The sequence below is a fragment of the Lysinibacillus sp. S1 genome, assembly GCF_044986265.1.
In the GTDB taxonomy this organism is placed as follows: Bacteria; Bacillota; Bacilli; order Bacillales_A; family Planococcaceae; genus Lysinibacillus; species Lysinibacillus capsici.
Window position 1 is genome coordinate 1571006 of record NZ_CP173154.1, and the last position, 18903, is coordinate 1589908.

General features: G+C 37.7%; 20 protein-coding genes and 1 pseudogene (1 of these 21 running past the window's edge). 5 read left to right on the plus strand and 16 right to left on the minus strand.

Annotation, left to right across the window (positions count from 1 at the left end):
• The 3 genes in view from ACHZEU_RS08210 to ACHZEU_RS08220 are tightly spaced (at most 9 nt apart) and all read right to left on the minus strand, a layout consistent with a single transcriptional unit that may run on beyond the window.
• Positions 1-519: the 5' portion of a dipicolinate synthase subunit B gene (locus ACHZEU_RS08210; RefSeq protein ID WP_404804343.1), read on the minus strand. Its footprint begins 72 nt before the window's first position; the window shows 519 of its 591 coding nt (coding positions 1-519); the start codon lies at positions 517-519; its stop codon lies beyond the left edge, outside the window.
• Positions 513-1292, minus strand: a complete 780-nt coding sequence (locus ACHZEU_RS08215) for an NAD(P)-dependent oxidoreductase (protein ID WP_004224963.1) — start codon at positions 1290-1292, stop codon at positions 513-515. Before ACHZEU_RS08215 ends, ACHZEU_RS08210 begins: the two co-directional genes overlap by 7 nt.
• A 9-nt stretch (positions 1293-1301) precedes the next feature.
• Complete coding sequence (locus tag ACHZEU_RS08220; RefSeq protein WP_004224966.1) at positions 1302-1565, minus strand: hypothetical protein; 264 nt, start codon at positions 1563-1565, stop codon at positions 1302-1304.
• 142 nt (positions 1566-1707) lie between these two features.
• Here ACHZEU_RS08220 and ACHZEU_RS08225 point away from each other — a divergent pair, with 142 nt between their 5' ends.
• The 4 genes and pseudogenes from ACHZEU_RS08225 to ACHZEU_RS08240 all read left to right on the plus strand — a co-directional run bounded on the left by ACHZEU_RS08225 (position 1708) and on the right by ACHZEU_RS08240 (position 4183).
• Positions 1708-2085 carry a GntR family transcriptional regulator gene (locus ACHZEU_RS08225; protein ID WP_404804344.1) on the plus strand — a complete coding sequence of 126 codons (378 nt, stop codon included), beginning with the start codon at positions 1708-1710 and terminating at the stop codon, positions 2083-2085.
• 1 nt (position 2086) lies between these two features.
• A pseudogene (locus ACHZEU_RS08230) lies at positions 2087-2929 on the plus strand (ATP-binding cassette domain-containing protein).
• Positions 2930-2931: 2 nt separating this feature from the next.
• On the plus strand, positions 2932-3558 hold the full coding sequence (locus ACHZEU_RS08235) for an ABC-2 transporter permease (RefSeq protein WP_404804345.1): 627 nt from the start codon (positions 2932-2934) through the stop codon (positions 3556-3558).
• Positions 3559-3568: 10 nt separating this feature from the next.
• Positions 3569-4183 carry an ABC-2 transporter permease gene (locus tag ACHZEU_RS08240; RefSeq protein ID WP_054550532.1) on the plus strand — a complete coding sequence of 205 codons (615 nt, stop codon included), beginning with the start codon at positions 3569-3571 and terminating at the stop codon, positions 4181-4183.
• A gap of 352 nt (positions 4184-4535) precedes the next feature.
• Here ACHZEU_RS08240 and ACHZEU_RS08245 read toward each other — a convergent pair whose 3' ends face one another.
• Positions 4536-5759 (minus strand): M16 family metallopeptidase, encoded by a 1224-nt coding sequence (locus ACHZEU_RS08245; RefSeq protein WP_404804346.1) that lies wholly within the window; start codon positions 5757-5759, stop codon positions 4536-4538.
• 89 nt (positions 5760-5848) lie between these two features.
• Positions 5849-7963 (minus strand): polyribonucleotide nucleotidyltransferase, encoded by a 2115-nt coding sequence (gene pnp / locus ACHZEU_RS08250; protein WP_048391556.1) that lies wholly within the window; start codon positions 7961-7963, stop codon positions 5849-5851.
• Between the two features lie 618 nt (positions 7964-8581).
• On the opposite strand from pnp, the gene ACHZEU_RS08255 reads away from it, so the two are divergent.
• Positions 8582-9936, plus strand: a protein-coding gene (locus ACHZEU_RS08255) for an IS3 family transposase (RefSeq protein WP_139111235.1) whose coding sequence is annotated in 2 segments (ribosomal slippage) — positions 8582-9035 and positions 9035-9936 — 1356 coding nt in all. Because the reading frame shifts where the segments join, the coding sequence is not laid out codon by codon here.
• Between the two features lie 103 nt (positions 9937-10039).
• Here the strand turns inward: ACHZEU_RS08255 and ACHZEU_RS08260 are convergent.
• The 11 genes from ACHZEU_RS08260 to rimP all read right to left on the minus strand — a co-directional run bounded on the left by ACHZEU_RS08260 (position 10040) and on the right by rimP (position 18786).
• Positions 10040-10558 (minus strand): DoxX family protein, encoded by a 519-nt coding sequence (locus ACHZEU_RS08260; protein ID WP_279494209.1) that lies wholly within the window; start codon positions 10556-10558, stop codon positions 10040-10042.
• 440 nt (positions 10559-10998) lie between these two features.
• Positions 10999-11268 (minus strand): 30S ribosomal protein S15, encoded by a 270-nt coding sequence (rpsO, locus tag ACHZEU_RS08265; RefSeq protein ID WP_004224992.1) that lies wholly within the window; start codon positions 11266-11268, stop codon positions 10999-11001.
• Positions 11269-11443: 175 nt separating this feature from the next.
• Entirely contained in the window at positions 11444-12391 is a 948-nt protein-coding gene (gene ribF, locus ACHZEU_RS08270) for a riboflavin biosynthesis protein RibF (RefSeq protein ID WP_004224996.1), read from the minus strand.
• A gap of 12 nt (positions 12392-12403) precedes the next feature.
• The gene (truB, locus tag ACHZEU_RS08275; protein ID WP_004225000.1) at positions 12404-13315 is read right to left on the minus strand and encodes a tRNA pseudouridine(55) synthase TruB; all 912 of its coding nucleotides are present in this window, start codon (positions 13313-13315) and stop codon (positions 12404-12406) included.
• A gap of 115 nt (positions 13316-13430) precedes the next feature.
• A complete protein-coding gene (rbfA, locus tag ACHZEU_RS08280; RefSeq protein ID WP_004225003.1) occupies positions 13431-13772 on the minus strand; it encodes a 30S ribosome-binding factor RbfA in 342 nt (113 codons plus the stop codon).
• A 78-nt stretch (positions 13773-13850) separates the two neighbouring features.
• Positions 13851-14129: a DUF503 domain-containing protein gene (locus ACHZEU_RS08285; RefSeq protein WP_008178987.1), complete on the minus strand. Its 279-nt coding sequence runs from the start codon at positions 14127-14129 to the stop codon at positions 13851-13853.
• Positions 14129-16411: a translation initiation factor IF-2 gene (infB, locus tag ACHZEU_RS08290; RefSeq protein ID WP_048391561.1), complete on the minus strand. Its 2283-nt coding sequence runs from the start codon at positions 16409-16411 to the stop codon at positions 14129-14131. The genes ACHZEU_RS08285 and infB overlap by 1 nt, the downstream gene beginning before the upstream one ends.
• Positions 16412-16425: 14 nt before the next feature.
• Entirely contained in the window at positions 16426-16734 is a 309-nt protein-coding gene (locus tag ACHZEU_RS08295; protein WP_004225011.1) for a YlxQ family RNA-binding protein, read from the minus strand.
• Complete coding sequence (rnpM, locus tag ACHZEU_RS08300; protein ID WP_004269250.1) at positions 16731-17009, minus strand: RNase P modulator RnpM; 279 nt, start codon at positions 17007-17009, stop codon at positions 16731-16733. The genes ACHZEU_RS08295 and rnpM overlap by 4 nt, the downstream gene beginning before the upstream one ends.
• Positions 17010-17145: 136 nt before the next feature.
• Positions 17146-18285 carry a transcription termination factor NusA gene (gene nusA / locus ACHZEU_RS08305; protein ID WP_048391564.1) on the minus strand — a complete coding sequence of 380 codons (1140 nt, stop codon included), beginning with the start codon at positions 18283-18285 and terminating at the stop codon, positions 17146-17148.
• Between the two features lie 24 nt (positions 18286-18309).
• Positions 18310-18786 carry a ribosome maturation factor RimP gene (gene rimP / locus ACHZEU_RS08310; protein WP_004269252.1) on the minus strand — a complete coding sequence of 159 codons (477 nt, stop codon included), beginning with the start codon at positions 18784-18786 and terminating at the stop codon, positions 18310-18312.
• Between the last annotated feature and the right edge of the window lie 117 nt (positions 18787-18903).

An 18903-nucleotide genomic window follows, 5' to 3' on the forward strand; every position in this document is an offset into this window, starting at 1 on the left:
CATTTGCTCAAAATCAGCAATTAAAGAATTTGGTTTGGAGTGAGGGGCATCCTGACCAAAGGGAATAAAATATATATTTTTGGCATTTAACAGTTTCATAATATTTATGCCATTTAAGCCTAGTGCATCGTTTGTGGAAATACCTAAAACTACAGGCGAACCATTACGCAAAGTAGCCTTTGCTGCCATTAACACAGGACTATCTGTTGCCGCATTAGCAAATTTACTTATGCTATTGCCTGTCATGGGGGCTATGACCATTGCATCTAATGGATTGGATGGGCCAAATGGCTCCGCCTCTTTTATAGAAGAAATAACTTTTTCTCCTGTCAAAGCTTCTATTTTGGCAATCCACTCTTCACCTGTACCAAAGCGTGTAGCTGCATGTAAAACGSAATGGGTAATGATTGGAATAACTGTWGCTCCGACATCAATAAAATTTTGGATWTTARGTACTACATCTTCATACGTACAATGAGAAGCAGTAATACCTAAGCCAATTCGTTTCCCCGTTAACAATTTTCTTCCTCCTCTATTGCCTTGCACAATATTGTAGCAGCATCATGTGCAAAGTATTTCCCAGGCAATGATGGCAATAGTACATACGTTTGTAATTGATCAGAATCTATATCTAAACATCCTGGCTCTGAAGCCAAGTCATATAAAACAGTTGGAACATGCTCTATAAAAGACTCTGTAATCCATTTAGCAGGAATTGTATTAATAAAAATGCCATCTGTAATAGACCATTGGCGATCATCTAAATTCGTGGCTTTATAACCATAAGCTTTTGCTTCACTCACTTGTACAACTGAACGTGCAACAATATGAACATTTGCACCCATCTTAACTAGTAAAGAGGCGAGCATTTTTGCGATGCGACCAAAACCTGCGATTGTGAAATTTTGTCCGTAAATACATTTTTGCTCGAGTCCGTAAAACGTGGCGATAAATCCCTCCGCTGTTAATCGAGCATTTTGCCAAATAAATGATTCTTGTTGTAAATAGCAAATAGATTCATTTTTCTCTAGTAATTGCTTCCAATGCATTGTTAATCGACCTGTATAAAATTTCACTTGTGATATACCATAGAGCTGCTCAACTTCTATTTTTAATGGAAGAATAGGTAATACGATTTTATTAGGCTGGAATTCTAAAACAAGTTTATTTAACTCTTCGTTCCATACAGTTGTTCTTTTATAAAATACTGTTCTCGATGGACTTCTTAGCATTGTAGCTAGTTCCTTTAATCGGGAGTCCTCACCGATAACAAGCCATTTTTCGTTTTCCAAAAGCTCACCTCACTGTAAATATTCTGACTGTACTGTAGATGTCTTATTAAATAAAATACGATCTTCACCAATTAAAATAATTTCGTGCCAAGGTATCATTTCACTAACTTTCATTTTCTTTTTTTGGAATGGTAGTTTATCTTTCACAATTTCAAAACCATGTATTTTCCCTGTTTGCACATCTAATAGGCATTCTGTATGTGCCAGGATGCCAAAATGTACGCCACCCTCAATTTGAATTAACTCCTTATCCACCATCTCAGATAGTAGCATGCCTCATCTCCCTCCTTGAGCCGTTACCTCAATATATGCGGACTTTTTGCAAATCGTGACCCCTACCTAAAGTACGAATATGTTGCATTTTCATCGCTTTCTGTATATAGTGTATATATACAGTTATAAGAGGTGATGATTTGTGCATATCCATTTAAGTAATGCGAGTGAAAAACCTATTTATGAGMAAATCACCATACAGCTCAAAGAGGCTATTTTAGCTAATAAATTACAGRCTGGTGATGCACTACCGTCTATCCGCGCTTTAGCAAAGGATTTAAAAATAAGTGTGATGACCACTAAACGTGCCTATGCTGATTTAGAGCGAGATGGTTTCATTGAAACTGTCGCTGGTAAAGGGAGCTTTGTCACAGAACGAAATCAAGACTTTCTACGTGAGGAGCTATTACGGCAGGTAGAGGGGCATTTGCAAAAGGCAGCAAAAATAGCGAAAACCGCTGGACTTTCTGGTGAAGAATTACAAGAACTACTATCTTTAATGTTAGAGGAGGATAAGTAATATGAATGCCATTGAAATTCATGATCTACATAAGGGCTTTGAAGGCTTTTTTCTTAAATTCAGAACTATTTCTATTCCACAACGCACAGGACTGGGTTCTGTRGGARWARMMKGSKCTGGCAAATCAACAACGATAAAATGCATGCTGAATTTAATAAAAAAAGAATATGGCGAAATTTTGCTATTTGGCAAAGATCATGTCGAACACGAACTATCGATAAAAAACGACATCGGCGTTGTATTTGACGATTTACATGTACCAGAAACGCTAAATGCGACGCAACTCGACAAAATCATGAGAAAAGTATTTCAAACATGGGATTCAGACTATTATTTTGAAAGATTAGCTCAATTTAAGGTGCCAAAGAGGAAGAAGATAAAGGAACTATCACGAGGAATGAGGATGAAGCTATCAATTGCCTTAGCATTGGCACATCATCCAAAATTATTGAKTTTAGATGAGCCAACAAGTGGATTAGACCCTATTATTCGGGATGAAATTCTGGATTTATWTTTAGCATTTATGCAGGATGAAACGCACAGCATTTTATTTTCATCGCATATTACAAGCGATTTAGAAAAAATTGCTGACTATATTACGTTAAKTCATAATGGTGAGATTTTATTGAGCGAGAGTAAAGATGCTCTATTATATGAATATGGTATTTTCAAAGGTAACAGTGAGGAAGTAAACGACTTGCCAGAGCATGCTATTCTAAGAACCCGTCCTGGTGCGTTTGGAATAGAAGCATTAGTTCTGAAAAATGAAGTAAATGAGGCTTTCAGACTTGAAAGGCCTTCTATAGAAGATATCATGCTATTTTTCGTGAAAGGTAGTGTTTAAATATGGTAGGACTTATCCTAAAAGATTTAATGACCATTCAACGACAAATGAAAGCACAAGCATTTGTTCTTATATTTCTTCTTGTGATGGCGATTTTTATGCAGCAAAGCGCAATGCTTCTAGCTGTTATTGTTTTTATTGTTACGATACAAGCGATAACTGCGCTTAGCTACGATGAACAAAGTAAGTGGGATAAATACGCTAATACTTTTCCAATTTCTAAAGCGGATATCGTTTTTAGTAAATATATACTCAGTGTGATGTTAATGATTTTCGGACTTGTTATGGCATTACCTATCCTATTTTTTATCAATTTTTTTACCAATAACGAGATCACTTCAGAATTTTTCCTAACGTTTAATTTGATCATAACATCGGCGCTCTGTTTATTAGCCGTATTACTACCTATCCAKATTAAATTTGSCTCTATTAAAGGAAGAATAGTCCTCATTGCGTTTTGTTTTATTCCTGGCTTCTTAACGGGGATGTTTAAAGAATATATCCCTGATATGACTCAAACGTTTCTATATTTAAAGCAATATGTCTATTTAGCACCTTTGGGCGGGCTAATACTGCTCTGCCTCTCCTCTCTAGTTTCTACTGCTATTTATAAAAGAAAAGAGTTTTAGGAGGGATCTCATGCGAGCACTGTTGTTACAAAGAATTGTCATACAAAAATGGACTATTCTTTTTACAATGACATTATGTTTACTTCTTCATTTTGTACATTTACCTTTTGTAGATAGTCCTTCTATCGGATTATTTGTTGTCGTTATTTCTGCCAACATCGTAGATAATTTATATAGAGGCGACCGTCAAGTAAAGTGGACAATGTATGTCAATACGCTACCTCTATCAAAGAAAACACAATTGCAATCCGATTTTTTATTTTGCTATGGCCTTATTGCATTGCTCTTTATTATCCTTGCGCCTATGTATTTCTCACAACCTGATGCATCTGAAAATTTTATCGAGCATCTTGCTATGTACTTTGCTTATATAAGTAGCGCCTCTTTCCTTATCTGTAGTCAATTTTATATTCAGCATCTTGATGAAACAGAGAGAATGCGAACGGTTAGAATGCTTACAGCTATTGTGCTTATCATTCTGCTAAATTTTGTTATTCATTATTATTTATCACTAGTAGCTGCAAATTTAATTATCTTATTCATACCAACACTGGTTAGTATCCTCATCACTTTTCTTGTGTTTCACAAATGTCTTTATTTATATTTGGCAAAGGAAATTTGCTAAAGCTAAATATTCATCAAAAATAGGCTGCCTTATTTGGCAGCCTATTTTTAATCGTATTGAATAGCAAAACAGTCAATTAAAAGGAAATGGATTTCATTGCAGGCTACTTGCTTTCCTATGAGCATGTGCAGAGCGGCTTCCTTCGCTACCTCTCCATTTAGAGAGGGTGACATGTCTCGCTATCCCCTTGAATCAAGTACCTTCCTCGCCAGTTCATAAAAGTGTTACCTTTTGGGTAAAGGTTTTCACTACTCATTTTATGGAGGGCTGTTGTCACTTATCCACATTGAAAATAAATGCCAATCTCCTATCTAATAATAGCTTGAACAAATGCTATCTTATTAAAATATCTTTATTCGCTAGGACCTATGATTGAGATAGCTGGTTCTGCTTTTAAAATTTTAGCAATCAGCCGATCCACTGACTCCATCGATACGGCATCTATCGATTTAAGAACCTCGTCTACTGTTCGATGCTTGCGATGAACAAGTTCACTTGTTCCATTTCGATTCATACGAGCTCCCGTCCCTTCTAATCCAAGGACAAAGCTTCCTTTAAGCTGCTCTTTCGCATTATCAAGCTCCTCCTCTGTCACACCACCCGCTACAATATCTAATAAAGTGGCATCAATCGTGTGCTGAAGCTGTGCTAATTGCTGTCGACTAGTACTACCATAAATCGTAAAAGCACCTACATCTGCATAACACGATTGATAGGAGAAAATAGAATAGGCTAGCCCACGTTCTTCTCGTACTTCCTGAAACAATCGAGAACTCATATTGCCTCCAATTATATTGTTAAGCGCAATAAAGCTATACATATCTGGATCTTTTACACCAATTGCTGGATAGGAAATCGCGACATGTGCCTGCTCTGTATCGCGTATTTTTGTAATTTCCCCTGGATAAAATGAAGGATTTGTCAGGACAGGCGCAATAGCATGCGGTGAAGGTTGATAGTGACCAAATAAATCTTCAATCGTTTGCATAAGCTGAGATGAAATATTACCTGCAATAGAAATAACAACAGACTCTGGCCCATAATGTTTATCCATATATTRTCGTATARCATCTRCTGTAAATGTCTTTAATGTAGCAGCCGTACCTAGTATTGGACGACCGAGTGCATCATTCGGATACATGACACCCCACAGCTTCTCATGAACGTCATCATCAGRAGCATCTTCGCTCATTAAAATTTCTTCTAATACTACTTGTCGCTCTTTTTCTAATTCTTCTTCCGCAAAGGTAGAATTGAAAAACATATCTGCTAGTATTGTGACCGCAAGCTCCGCATGATGATCTAAAATCTTAGCATAGTAACATGTATTTTCTTTCGATGTGAAGGCATTTAGCTCTCCTCCGATTCGATCAAATTCTTCAGCAATTTGACGAGCTGAACGAGTTGTTGTGCCTTTAAACAACATATGCTCAATAAAATGTGTGATACCATTCTCTTCAGGTAGCTCATAGCGAGAGCCAGCGTTCACAAAGATACCTAATGCCACTGATCTTACATGATCAATTTGCTCTGATACAATTCGAACACCATTCTGACATGTATGTACTTGAACCAAACTATCTCCCCCAATTATAAAAATCCTCTACTTTTCTTCTTGCTACTATCGAAAAAGGCTGCGCAATTTACGCAGCCTTTTAACCAATATTATTTTTCTTGTTCAGCGCGCTCTTTTTCCTCTTGAATTACTACTTTGCGAGATAAATTCACACGACCTTGCTTGTCGATTTCAATCACTTTCACAAGTAATTGATCACCAAGTTTTAAGACATCCTCCACTTGCTTTGTACGTTCCTCTTGAATTTCAGAAATGTGAAGCAAGCCATCTTTCCCTGGGAAGATTTCGCAAAAGGCGCCGAATTTTTCAATACGTTTCACTGTTGATAAGTAGTATTCACCTACTTTTGCTTCACGTACGATATCTTCAATAATTTGTTTTGCACGTGCATTCATTGCTTCATCGGCAGAAGAAATATAGATTGTACCATCTTGCTCTGTATCAATCTTAACGCCCGTTTCTTCAATAATTTTATTAATTTGTTTACCACCTGGTCCAATTACATCGCGAATTTTATCAGGATTAATTTTTACAATAACAATTTTTGGTGCAAACGCAGATAATTGTTTACGTGGCTCTGGCAGTGTAGCAAGCATTGATTCTAGAATATGCATACGTCCAACTTTTGCTTGTGTCAGTGCTTCTTCTAAAATATTGCGAGATAAACCATCAATTTTAATGTCCATTTGTAGAGCTGTTACACCTTTAGCTGTACCAGCCACTTTAAAGTCCATATCGCCTAAATGGTCTTCCATTCCTTGAATATCCGTTAAAATAGAATAATGTTCACCTTTTTTAATAAGGCCCATTGCAATACCTGCAACTGGTGCTTTTAATGGAACACCTGCATCCATCATGGCTAATGTAGACGCACAAATAGAAGCTTGGGAAGTTGATCCGTTTGATTCAAGTACTTCTGATACACAACGAATTGTATAAGGGAAGACCGACTCATCAGGAATGACTGCTTCAAGTGCACGCTCACCTAACGCACCATGACCAATTTCACGACGACCTGGCCCACGGATTGGACCCGTTTCCCCTACAGAAAATTGTGGGAAGTTATAATGGTGCATAAAGCGTTTTGACTCTTCCACACCCAAACCGTCAATAATTTGTACATCACCAAGCGCACCTAATGTACAAATAGAAAGTGCTTGTGTTTGTCCACGTGTAAACAGACCTGAACCATGTGTACGTTGTAATAAGCCTGTTTCAGAAGAAAGTGGTCGGATTTCGTCGAGCTTACGACCATCTGGACGAATCTTATCTTCCGTGATTTGACGGCGTACTTCTTCTTTTACCATCTTGTCAAGAATTGTGTACACTTGTTTCATTGTTTCGTCGTCTGCTTCTTGCTCTTCATAGGAAGCGATAACTCGCTCTTTCACAGCTTGAATTGCCTCATCACGAGCATGTTTCTCTGCCGTTTGAATTGCATCATGCATATCAGTCTCACAAGCTGCTTTTATATCGGCTTGAATTGCTTCATCAATTTCAAATAGTGTCACTGGTAACTTTTCTTTACCAACCTCTGCCACAATTTGCTCTTGGAAAGCAATGATTTTTTTGATTTCTTCATGACCGAACATAATTGCTTCTAACATGATTTCCTCTGGTACCTCAAGTGCACCCGCTTCAACCATATTGATAGCATCTTTGTTCCCTGCTACAGACAAATGAATTGTTGAGCGATTCGATTGCTCTACTGTCGGGTTTACAATGAATTCTCCATCAATATAACCAACTTGTACACCTGCTATTGGCCCATCAAATGGAATATCAGAGATCGCTAATGCTAATGATGAACCAACCATTGCTGCCATTTCAGATGTACAGTCAGGATCATTTGACATAACCATAGAAATAACTTGTACTTCATTACGGAAACCATCCGGGAACATCGGACGAATCGGACGGTCGATTAAACGACTTGCTAAAATCGCCTTTTCAGATGGACGTCCTTCACGCTTAATAAAGCCGCCAGGAATTTTACCTGCAGCATATAGACGCTCTTCATAGTTTACTGTTAATGGGAAGAAATCAAGTGGTTTAGGTGATTTTGACATTGTTGCTGTAGCAAGTACAGAAGTATCGCCATAGCGTACTAATGCGGCTCCGTTTGCTTGTTTTGCTAACTGTCCTACTTCAATTACAAGTGGACGGCCAGCCCATTCATAGGAATAGACTTTCTTTTCGTTCATTCAATGAACCCCTCTCTATTATAAAAACACTTACTTCGTCTGTATGTACTAATAGTAAGTGTACCAAAAATGCTTGTTCTATGCTAAATAATATTTCATGAAATAATCATACATTTAAATTCAGTTATTGCCAATTTATTTAAGATTTATTTCATTATTTAATTGAAAAAGCATTTTTGGTATATGGTTTTTTCTATATTGATTCCTTCTTGACGAAAAGTAATGTATGTAAATGGAAATAACTGCTTCGCTAACATTAGTTTTTCAAATACAAGTTTAAACAATAGACTTATTATAACATGGAGCTTATCATACAACATCCTATAAGGTAAAAGAAAGTTGGATCATCTAGGAAAGTTAGTAAGTCAGGCAAATAATAGTCGGGATTTACATAGTGTTGAAAAGTAAAACCATCAATAGAATTTTTGTGAAAGTTGCGTAAGTGAGTAAAACTGGATCATCGGACGCCCAGTGGAACGGAAATCACCCCCTCACCTTGCAAAAAGGGCTTTTCTGCTAGTGACATTTCTTTTTTCAACAACTTAAATACCCCACCCATATGAATGAACTGCTCCCCAAATGTTAGACACATCTAACATTTGGAGGAGCAGTTTTTATATGGCTAAATTTACATCGGAAGAAAAACTACAAGCAGCCTTACGTTACATAAAAGGCAATGAAAGTTCACATGAAATTGCTAAATCTATCGGAACAGATCACAAAGCAATTCTTAATTGGGCGAAACAATATGAGTATAATGGCGTAGAAGCGTTTATAAAGCGATATACAAATTATTCGGCACAGTTTAAACTAGACGTACTAAACTTTATGATTGAAAATGGTACGTCCTTACTTGAAACAGCAGCTATCTTTAAGATAGCTACGCCTTCTACACTTCGTAGTTGGAAAAAGCAATTTAAAACAAAAGGATTCGATGCCCTTCAATCAAGGAAAAAGGGGCATCCATCCATGAAAAAAGAAACGAACAAACAACCAAAACAAGCACCAGTAGAAGGGACACCTGAAGCACTTCAAGCAGAAATCAATCGTCTACGTATGGAAAATGAGTACTTAAAAAAGTTGAACGCCTTAGTTCAAGCCAAGGAAAAATCACCAAAGAAGACAAAGTAAAGGTCATCTATGAATTAAGGCATAAATACTCGGTGAAGGCGCTTGCGAAATTCGCAGGCATTCCACGTAGCACGTACTATGATTTAGTGAAGAAGATGGATCGTCCAGATCCAGATGCCGAGTTAAAGGCCGAAATTCGAGCAATTTATAACGAACACGAAGGTCGTTATGGTTATCGTCGTATTCGTGATGAGCTAGCAAATCGTGGGAAAAAAGTGAATCATAAAAAGGTTCAACGTATCATGAAAGAATTAGGTTTAAAGTGCTTAGTGCGTATGAAGAAATACAAATCTTATAAAGGGACAATCGGTAAGATTGCGCCTAATAGATTGGATCGTAACTTCATAGCAGAAGCACCGAATGAAAAATGGGTTACAGATATTACGGAGTTTAAGCTGTTTGGTGAAAAGCTCTATTTATCACCTATTTTAGACTTATTTAACGGCGAAATTATTACGTACACAATTGGTCATAGACCAACATATTCGCTTGTATCAGAAATGTTGGAGAAGGCACTAGAGAGGTTGCCAGAGGAACATCAATTATTGATGCATTCAGATCAAGGTTGGCATTACCAAATGAAACAATATCGCCACGCCCTTGAATCAAGAGGCATTGTGCAAAGTATGTCACGTAAGGGAAACTGTTATGACAACTCTGTCATGGAGAATTTCTTCGGCATCATGAAGTCAGAATTCCTCTACTTAAAGGAATTTGATAGTGTCGAGCATTTTAAAAAGGAACTTGAAAAGTATATAACGTATTACAACACGAGACGTTTAAAGGCAAAATTAAAACTGAGTCCGGTAGAATACCGAACTCAGTTTACCCAAGCTGCCTAAACGAAATAACCGTGTCTAACTTATAGGGGTCACTTCAATATAATGGACGGGGTATATTCAGACTAATGAGTAGTCTCCTAATATAAGATATGTAAAAAGTTTATTATGTAATTTTAACAGGTTGAACAACTTCTTTTTTCTTATTTCTCGCCATCTTTTTACCTATGATTGGCATAATGAAGCGGTCAAGCCCGAATTTCCCAGCATTGTAACCAGCAACGGCTATAAAGATTGCAAGTAAAATATCCCAAGGATTGCTAGATATAGTACCTGCCATTAGGAAGGCAAAATTCATGACCATACCGAAAAATGCAGCATATGTCGTTAAGCATCCCAGAATTAATCCTAGCCCTACTAAGAATTCTCCCCAAGGCACAAGAATATTAATTAGCTCAGCATTTGGCAAAGCAAATGATTCAATAAACTTTACATACAGTGGGTATGCGAGCTCTTCTCCACTTGTCACTGGATTTGCAATAGCATTGGCTAAAAAGCCAGATGCATCAAAGCCATTAAACAATTTTCCCCAACCTGCTGTAAGCCAATGCCAGCCTAAATAAACACGAATAACTGTTAAAATACTTGCAACAATATTATTCTCTCTTAATAATTGGTTAAACATCCTACTCACCCTTCTAAATGATTTAGTTTACATTTCACCAACTATTAACATAGAAAGTTTTCTAACCCATAGCCATCGTTTACTAGTATTCAATGATAGCATTTAGATTGTATGATTGACGCTTATGTACCAATTTTGAGCCTCTATCCTATAATTTGCTGGATTGTATTTCATGAAATATAATAGCAATCTAGCCTTCAATTTATCTACTTCAATTACACTTGCAAATGATGAACGCAATGACTATAAATGGGCTGTGAAATGTGATTAGAATATATCACCCTTTTATCAAGTATCAAATCATTTTTATCTATCGTTCATCGTAGTGTAAAAAAGTTATGGCTTATTGTTGAACAAAATTAACAAGATTATCTCAAAAAAAGACTGTAGACAAACATCAGTTTGTCTACAGTCTAATATAGGATTACTTTTGCTATTAATTAGCGACGTAAGCCTAAACGGTTGATTAATTCACGGTAACGTTGTACGTCTGTTTCACGAAGGTATTTTAATAAGTGACGACGACGACCTACCATTTTAAGAAGACCACGCTCAGAGTGGAAATCTTTTTTGTGAGTACGTAAGTGAGTATTTAGAGCATTGATTTCCTCTGTTAATACTGCAACTTGTACTTCTGGTGAACCAGTGTCACTTTCGTGAGTACGGTACTCAGCGATAATTTCGTTTTTACGTTCTTTTGTAATAGCCATTTGTATGGACCTCCTAAATTATAATTAATCCCCATTAGCACAGTAAACGTTGGAGTCATCGATATACCGAGCTAAGGTTAAGCATTTTATGCACTTATGAATATTACCATAAATCACATAGTCAAGCAAGTAAAACGTCGACTTGGCTAATGTGACTACAGTAATGAAGTACTTCTTATAGCTGGTTAAAGTAACGGATTGCTTCTTGTTTATCCTTTTCAATTTGTGTTTTCAAGGCCTCAATACCATCGAATTTCCGTTCACTTCGTATACGTTTATACCATGCCACATGTACTTCTTCACCGTAGATATTTTTATCAAAGTTTAAAATATGGACTTCAATCGATAATTGCTTATCATTTGGATCTTTGAAAGTTGGCTTATAGCCCACGTTGCAAACACCATCATACCAGTTATTTTGTACAAGCAGACGAACAGCATAAACACCACTAGCTGGAATAAACGTTCCTTCTAATGCTTGGACATTTGCAGTAGGGAAACCAATAGTACGACCACGTTTATCACCATGGACAACAATCCCATTGATTTCAAACGGTCTCCCTAATAAAACTGTTGCTTCTTCCATATCGCCTTCTTGTAATAGCTTGCGTATACGGGTAGAGCTGATTTTCTCAACATCATCTGTTTTCTTCTCAACAATTGTAACGCCATAATCACCATTACTTAATAAACGCATATCTTCCATTGTTCCCTTACCAAATGCTCCAAACGAATAATCGAAGCCAGCTGTCACATGCTGAATATTTAACCCACGGATAAATGTATCAATAAATGCCGCTGGTGAAAGTTTGGCAAAATCTGAAGTGAAGTGGACAACGAATACCGTATCCACACCCTGTTCTTCAAACAGCTGTAATTTCTGTTGTAAGAGTGTAATATAAAAAACCTTTTCGTTACGTCCACCAAGGACTAATGAAGGATGTGGATCGAATGTCATCACTGCAGTTGGAATTTGTCGCTTGTTGCCCTCTTCCTTAGCTGCCTTGATAACTGCTTGATGCCCTCTATGTACACCATCGAAAAAGCCAAGAGCTAATGAATACGGCTGCATGCTTTCTCGTTGCTGTAATTGATGTGGGTATTTTAAATGAATGACCTCCATTGAAAAATCCTCCTACTCTATCGTCGGAAACATCTTATGTGGCTTCATCAAACCATCCTTTGTTGGGTGAGCTTGATAAACCGCAACTGCCTTTCCATTGATTCCATACACAATTTTATCATGACTATTTAATAATGCATCTGCTGGAAGCACTTGTCCATTGAAAATTTCTTTTTCATTGGCATTCGTAATCTCAATATATGGATAGTCTGCTAATGCATATTCGACAGGTAAAATGCAGGAAGCTACTTGCTCAGTCTCCATTAGCTCAGCAACCTGTGCTAACGTAAAACAGTTATCCTGTGTAAAAGTACCAGAAGCAGTACGTACAAGCTCCTTCATATGTGCTGGATAGCCAAGCGCCTCACCAATTTGCACAGCTAGTGTTCGAATATATGTCCCTTTACTACAGGCGATACGTACTGGAAATGTGATTTCTTGTCCCTCATAATGTGCTAGCTCATCAAGTAGCTCTAAATTATAAATTGTTACTTGGCGAGTTGGTCTTTCAACACTTTCACCTTTTCGCGCATATTCATAGAGGCGCTTCCCATTAACTTTTACTGCTGAAAACATGGGTGGTGTTTGTTCAATAACTCCAGTCAATGAAGCTAAAACCTCTAACAACTGTTCACGAGAAAATTTTTTTATCGTAAGATCTTCTTCAACGGTTTCACCTTCTGCATCCTCGGTTGTCGTGGTACGACCGATTGAAATGATTGCTTCATAGGTTTTCCCTGCGTCAGTTAAATATTCTGCTATTCGAGTTGCTTGGCCAATACAAATTGGTAGTACGCCCTCAACACCTGGATCCAGTGTACCTGTATGCCCAACTTTTTTTGTCCGCAAAATTTTGCGTAATTTAAAGACACAATCATGGCTTGTCATGCCTCTTTCTTTCCAAAGCGGTAAAATACCGTTCATATAGCTCCTCCCAAACTGCTTACTCTATCATTTATTTATTCATTGGCAATATAACTTTTTCCATGAAGCTAAAAAGTCTGCCTGCATAAACATGCATGTGGCAGACTTTTTTAGCTTATTCTTTGTGTAAATCTCTTAACAATGAATCAATACGGTTCCCATATTCAATCGATGAATCAAATTCAAAGATTAATTCTGGTGTACGTCGTAAACGAATGCGTGATCCGATTTCAGAGCGAATAAAGCCCGAAGCTTTTACTAAAGCTTTAAGCGTTTCCTCTCGTTCACGTTCGTTGCCTAAAGATGTAATATAGATTGTCGCTTGCTGTAAATCACCCGTTACTTCAACACCTGTAACAGTCACAAAACCAACACGCGGATCTTTTATTTTACGGCCAAGAATATCACCAAGCTCCTTTTTCATTTGCTCGGCAACACGGTTTGAACGTAGAGACATAATTTGTCACCTCTATTTCGATGTACAGATAGTTGTGTGTTCCATGCCTTCGTAAGCTAGACAACTATCTACTACTACTTATAAATAATCTCGCCACACATTAAGCTGTTCCCATGACGGATTTGACTCTAAATAGTGGAGCGCGTGATTAATTTCTCGTTCAGCTGCTTCTTTGGACGAAGAAACAGCAACAAGTGCTAATTTCGTACGCTGCCATACATTTTGATGGTCAATTTCCGCAATAGAAACGTTAAATTTCTGCTTTGTGCGGGTAATCATACGCTGTAAGACAGCACGCTTTTCCTTTAACGAATGGGCAGTTTGAATGATAAATTCAACCTCTGCATACACGATCATTAGGCGCGTTTAACCTCTTCCATAATATAGGCTTCAATAATGTCGCCTTCTTTAATATCATTGAAGTTTGTAATCGTAATACCACATTCGTATCCTTTTGCCACTTCTTTTACTTCATCTTTGAAGCGTTTAAGCGTATCTAGCTCACCTTCAAAAATAACGACGTTATCACGGATCACACGTACACCTGAATCACGTGTTACCTTTCCTTCTGTTACATATGAACCAGCAATTGTACCAACTTTTGATACTTTAATTGTTTGACGAACTTCTGCTTGACCAATAATTTTTTCTTCAAATTCAGGATCAAGCATACCTTTCATTGCTTGTTCAATTTCTTCAATTACTTTATAGATAATGCGGTGTAAGCGAATATCTACACCCTCTTCTTCTGCTGCACGTTTTGCGTTAACATCCGGACGTACATTAAATCCAATAACGATGGCATTAGAAGCTGCTGCAAGAGAAATATCAGATTCGGTAATAGCTCCAGCACCTGTATGAATAATTTTCACATTTACGCCTTCCACATCAATTTTCATTAGGGAGGCTGCCATAGCTTCAACAGTACCTTGAACGTCAGCTTTCACAATTAAGTTGAGCTCTTTCATTTCGCCTTGGCTCATTTGTTCAAATAAGTTATCAAGCGTTACACGTTGTTTTTCTGAACGTTGTGCTTGAATCGCTGACATTGCTCTTGTTTCTCCAACTTGACGTGCTGTTTTCTCGTCTTCAAAGACAACGAAACGGTCACCTGCTTGAGGTACATCATTTAAACCTGTAATTTCAACTGGAGTTGATGGGCCAGCTTCTTTTACTCGACGACCTTTGTCATTTACCATCGCACGTACACGACCATACGTATGACCTACAACGATTGGGTCACCTACTTTTAATGTTCCATCTTGTACTAAAAGCGTAGCAACAGAGCCACGACCTTTATCAAGCTGAGCTTCGATTACTGTTCCAAGTGCTAAACGTTCTGGATTTGCTTTAAGCTCGCCTACTTCAGCTACAAGTAAAATCATCTCTAACAATGTATCAATGCCTTCACCTTTTAAAGCTGAAATTGGAACGAAAATTGTATCTCCACCCCATGCTTCAGGAACTAAGCCATGTTCTGTTAATTCTTGCATCACACGATCTGGATTTGCCGATGGTTTATCCATTTTATTCACAGCCACAATTATTGGTACTTCAGCAGCCTTGGCATGATTGATCGCTTCTACTGTTTGTGGCATAACACCATCATCAGCAGCTACAACTAAAATTGTTAAATCCGTTACTTTTGCACCACGCGCACGCATTGTTGTGAAAGCCGCATGTCCTGGTGTATCAAGGAATGTAATTTTCTTGTCGCCTTCTGTAACTTGGTATGCACCAATATGTTGTGTAATACCACCAGCTTCTCCTGCTGTTACTTTTGTATGGCGAATAGAGTCTAATAAAGTTGTTTTACCATGGTCAACGTGACCCATAATTGTTACAACTGGCGGACGTTCTGATAAATCTGCCTCGTTTACTTCTTCTGTTTGCTCGAAGTGTGTTTCTAAATCCGTAATATCTACACGAATTTCTTCTTCCACTTCTACACCGTAGTCTGCGCAAATTAATTCAATTGCATCCTTATCTAATTCTTGGTTAATTGTTGCCATTACGCCAAGCATGAATAATTTTTTAATGATTTCAGATGGCTCACGGTGTAATTTTTTTGCTAATTCTGCAACTGATAATGATTCAACAAAAGTAATTTTTTCTGGAAGTTCCTTTTGTTTCACTGGAATTGATGGTTGATGCGTTTTTGGATGGCGACGTTTGCCTCCATGAATCCCTGGTTTTGGACGTTGGTTGTAACCACCGCCACCTCTACGATTATTATTGTTATTATTATTATTTTGTGTCATATTTCTATTTTGATTACCTTTTGTATTCTTAGATTTTTCGTTAGACGAATTTGAGTTTTGCTGTGCATGTTGCTGATTGTTTACTTTTGGCTTAGAAGTAGCAGATTGCTGCCTTTGTCCTTCTTGCTTTTTCACCGAATGCTGTGGTTTTTGCTGGCCATTTGATTGAGGTTTTTGTGCCATGTTTTGAGTTGATTGTTTTGCTACATTTTTCTCAGGTGTTGCTTTAAATGTTTGATTTAACTTTGCCACAGCGTCTTTTTCCAACATAGACATATGGTTTGTTACACTCACATTTAATTTACTTAGTGCTTCAATAACCTCTTTACTCGTTTTATTCACTTGCTTCGCATATTCATGAACTCTGATTTTGGTCATCTGCTCACCCCCGATTAGTTTTCGTTGAGTAGACTAGACAATTTACTTGCAAAACCTTTATCGGTAATAGCTAAAGCCACACGGGCCTCCTTACCTGTAGCATGTCCTAGATCATATCGATCTCCAATTACATGATACTCAACGTTGTAGTACGTGCACTTATCTTGAATTTTTTTACTAGAGTTTTTAGAAGCATCGTTTGCAAGCAGTACTAGTTTAGCATTGCCATTGCGGACTTCCTTTACTACTAACTCTTCTCCTGAAATCACCTTACGTGCTCTTGCTGCGATTCCAAGCAAATTAAATATTGCTTGATTTATCATAAAATTGACTCCCTACGAATCAGCAAAATAAGTTCCTCGTATATTTCTTCAGGAATTTTTACATCAAGTTGGTGCCCTAATACATTTTTCTTACGCGCGAGGTCAACTGCCTGCTCTGATTTAGAGACATAGGCACCACGCCCAGGCTTTTTCCCGGAGACATCTACACTTACTTCGCCCTCTTTCGAACGAACAACACGTATCATCTCTTTCTTTGGTAGCATTTCTCCAGTTGCTACACATTTACGAAGAGGTACTTTTTTGTTTACAGCCATAAGAATCACCATTCCTCTCTGAAGCTTGTCGTAAGAGGTGGACAAGTCATGCTCTACTTGACGCTCTGACAGTATTCAGTCGGCGTAGGGGGCCCACTGAATACTGTCAGCTAACTTGTCACACGGGCTTTCTTACTTATTCTTCGTCGTCTTGATATAAGTCAACTGCTACATCATCAAAATCACTTTCTTCATCATGAGCAGGGATGAAAGTGCTTGTAGCCGAAGGATAAATACCTAATTCACGAGCATCAGTCTCACTCTTAATATCAATTTTCCAGCCAGTAAGCTTCGCTGCTAGACGAGCATTTTGCCCACGTTTACCGATAGCTAGAGATAATTGATAGTCTGGTACAACGACTGTTGTCGACTTTTCTTCTTCATTCACTTGTACATCTAATACTTTTGATGGGCTTAATGCATTAGCTACAAATACAACTGGGTCTTCAGACCATTCTACGATATCAATTTTTTCACCATTTAGTTCATTGACAATTGTTTGTACACGAGCTCCCTTTGCCCCAACACATGAACCAACTGGATCCACTTCCTCATTATGAGCGAAAACAGAAATTTTAGAGCGATCTCCGGCTTCACGTGCAATTGATTTAATCTCTACAATACCCTCATAAATTTCAGGTACTTCCATCTCAAATAATCGACGTAATAAACCAGGATGTGTACGAGACACAATCACTTGAGGTCCACGAGTTGTACGTTCTACTTTTGTAATATACACTTTAATACGATCATGTGGATGATAAGATTCACCTTGGATTTGTTCATTAACAGGCAATGCCGCTTCTACTTTCCCTAAACCTACATAGATATTACGAGCATCTAAACGTTCAACAACGCCAGTTACGATATCATCTTCACGGTCTACGTACTGCTCATAAATTAAACCTCGTTCCGCTTCACGTACGCGTTGTGTAACTACTTGCTTTGCTGTTTGTGCAGCAATGCGTCCAAAGTTACGTGGTGTTACTTCCTGCTCCACGATATCCTCTAGCTGATAGGCTGGATTAATGACTTTTGCATCTTCTAAAGAAATTTGCAAACGATCATCTTCTACCTCTTCCACAACATCTTTACGTGAAAATACACGAATTGAGCCCTTATCTAAATTTAAGTCTACTCGAACATTTTGTGCTTGGTTAAAGTTGCGTTTGTAAGCTGTAACTAATGCCGCTTCAATGGCTTCGATTAACACATCTCTTGAAATTCCTTTTTGTTCTTCTAGCGCATTCAGCGCATCTAACAAATCACTACTCATTTTGTTTTCACTCCTAAATATGCTTTATGCAGAAAAATCGATGGCAAGTCGTGCCAATGCGATTTTTTCTTGTTCAATTGTTACTGTTATTTTACGTGTTTTAATACGCACTTCCATCACTAATGTATGTTCATCGTATGACGTTAAGTAGCCTTGGAATTCCTTCATGTCCTTGATGGGCTCATAGGTTTTTACATAAATAAACTTGCCAACTGCTTTGACAAAATCCGTATCTTTTTTTAATGGACGTTCCGCTCCAGGCGAAGAAACTTCTAAATAATAGTTTTGTGTAATTGGATCTTTTTCATCCAATAACAAGCTTAGTCGTTCACTCACTTGAGCACATTGATCTATGTCAATTCCACCCTCAGGTGTATCAACATAGACACGTAAAAACCAGTTTCGTCCTTCTTTTACGAACTCAATATCCACTAGCTCAAGATTTAACTCATCCACAATTGGTTTAGCGAGCTCTTCAATTAAAGATGGTACTTTGCTCATTATTTCCTCCTGTATTTATCAAATTCTAGCGTATGAATTGTTCATCACTATCAGGTTAACGCAGTAATGAACCATAATAAAACAGAAATTCCACCAGTTGCTTTGGTGAAATTTTAC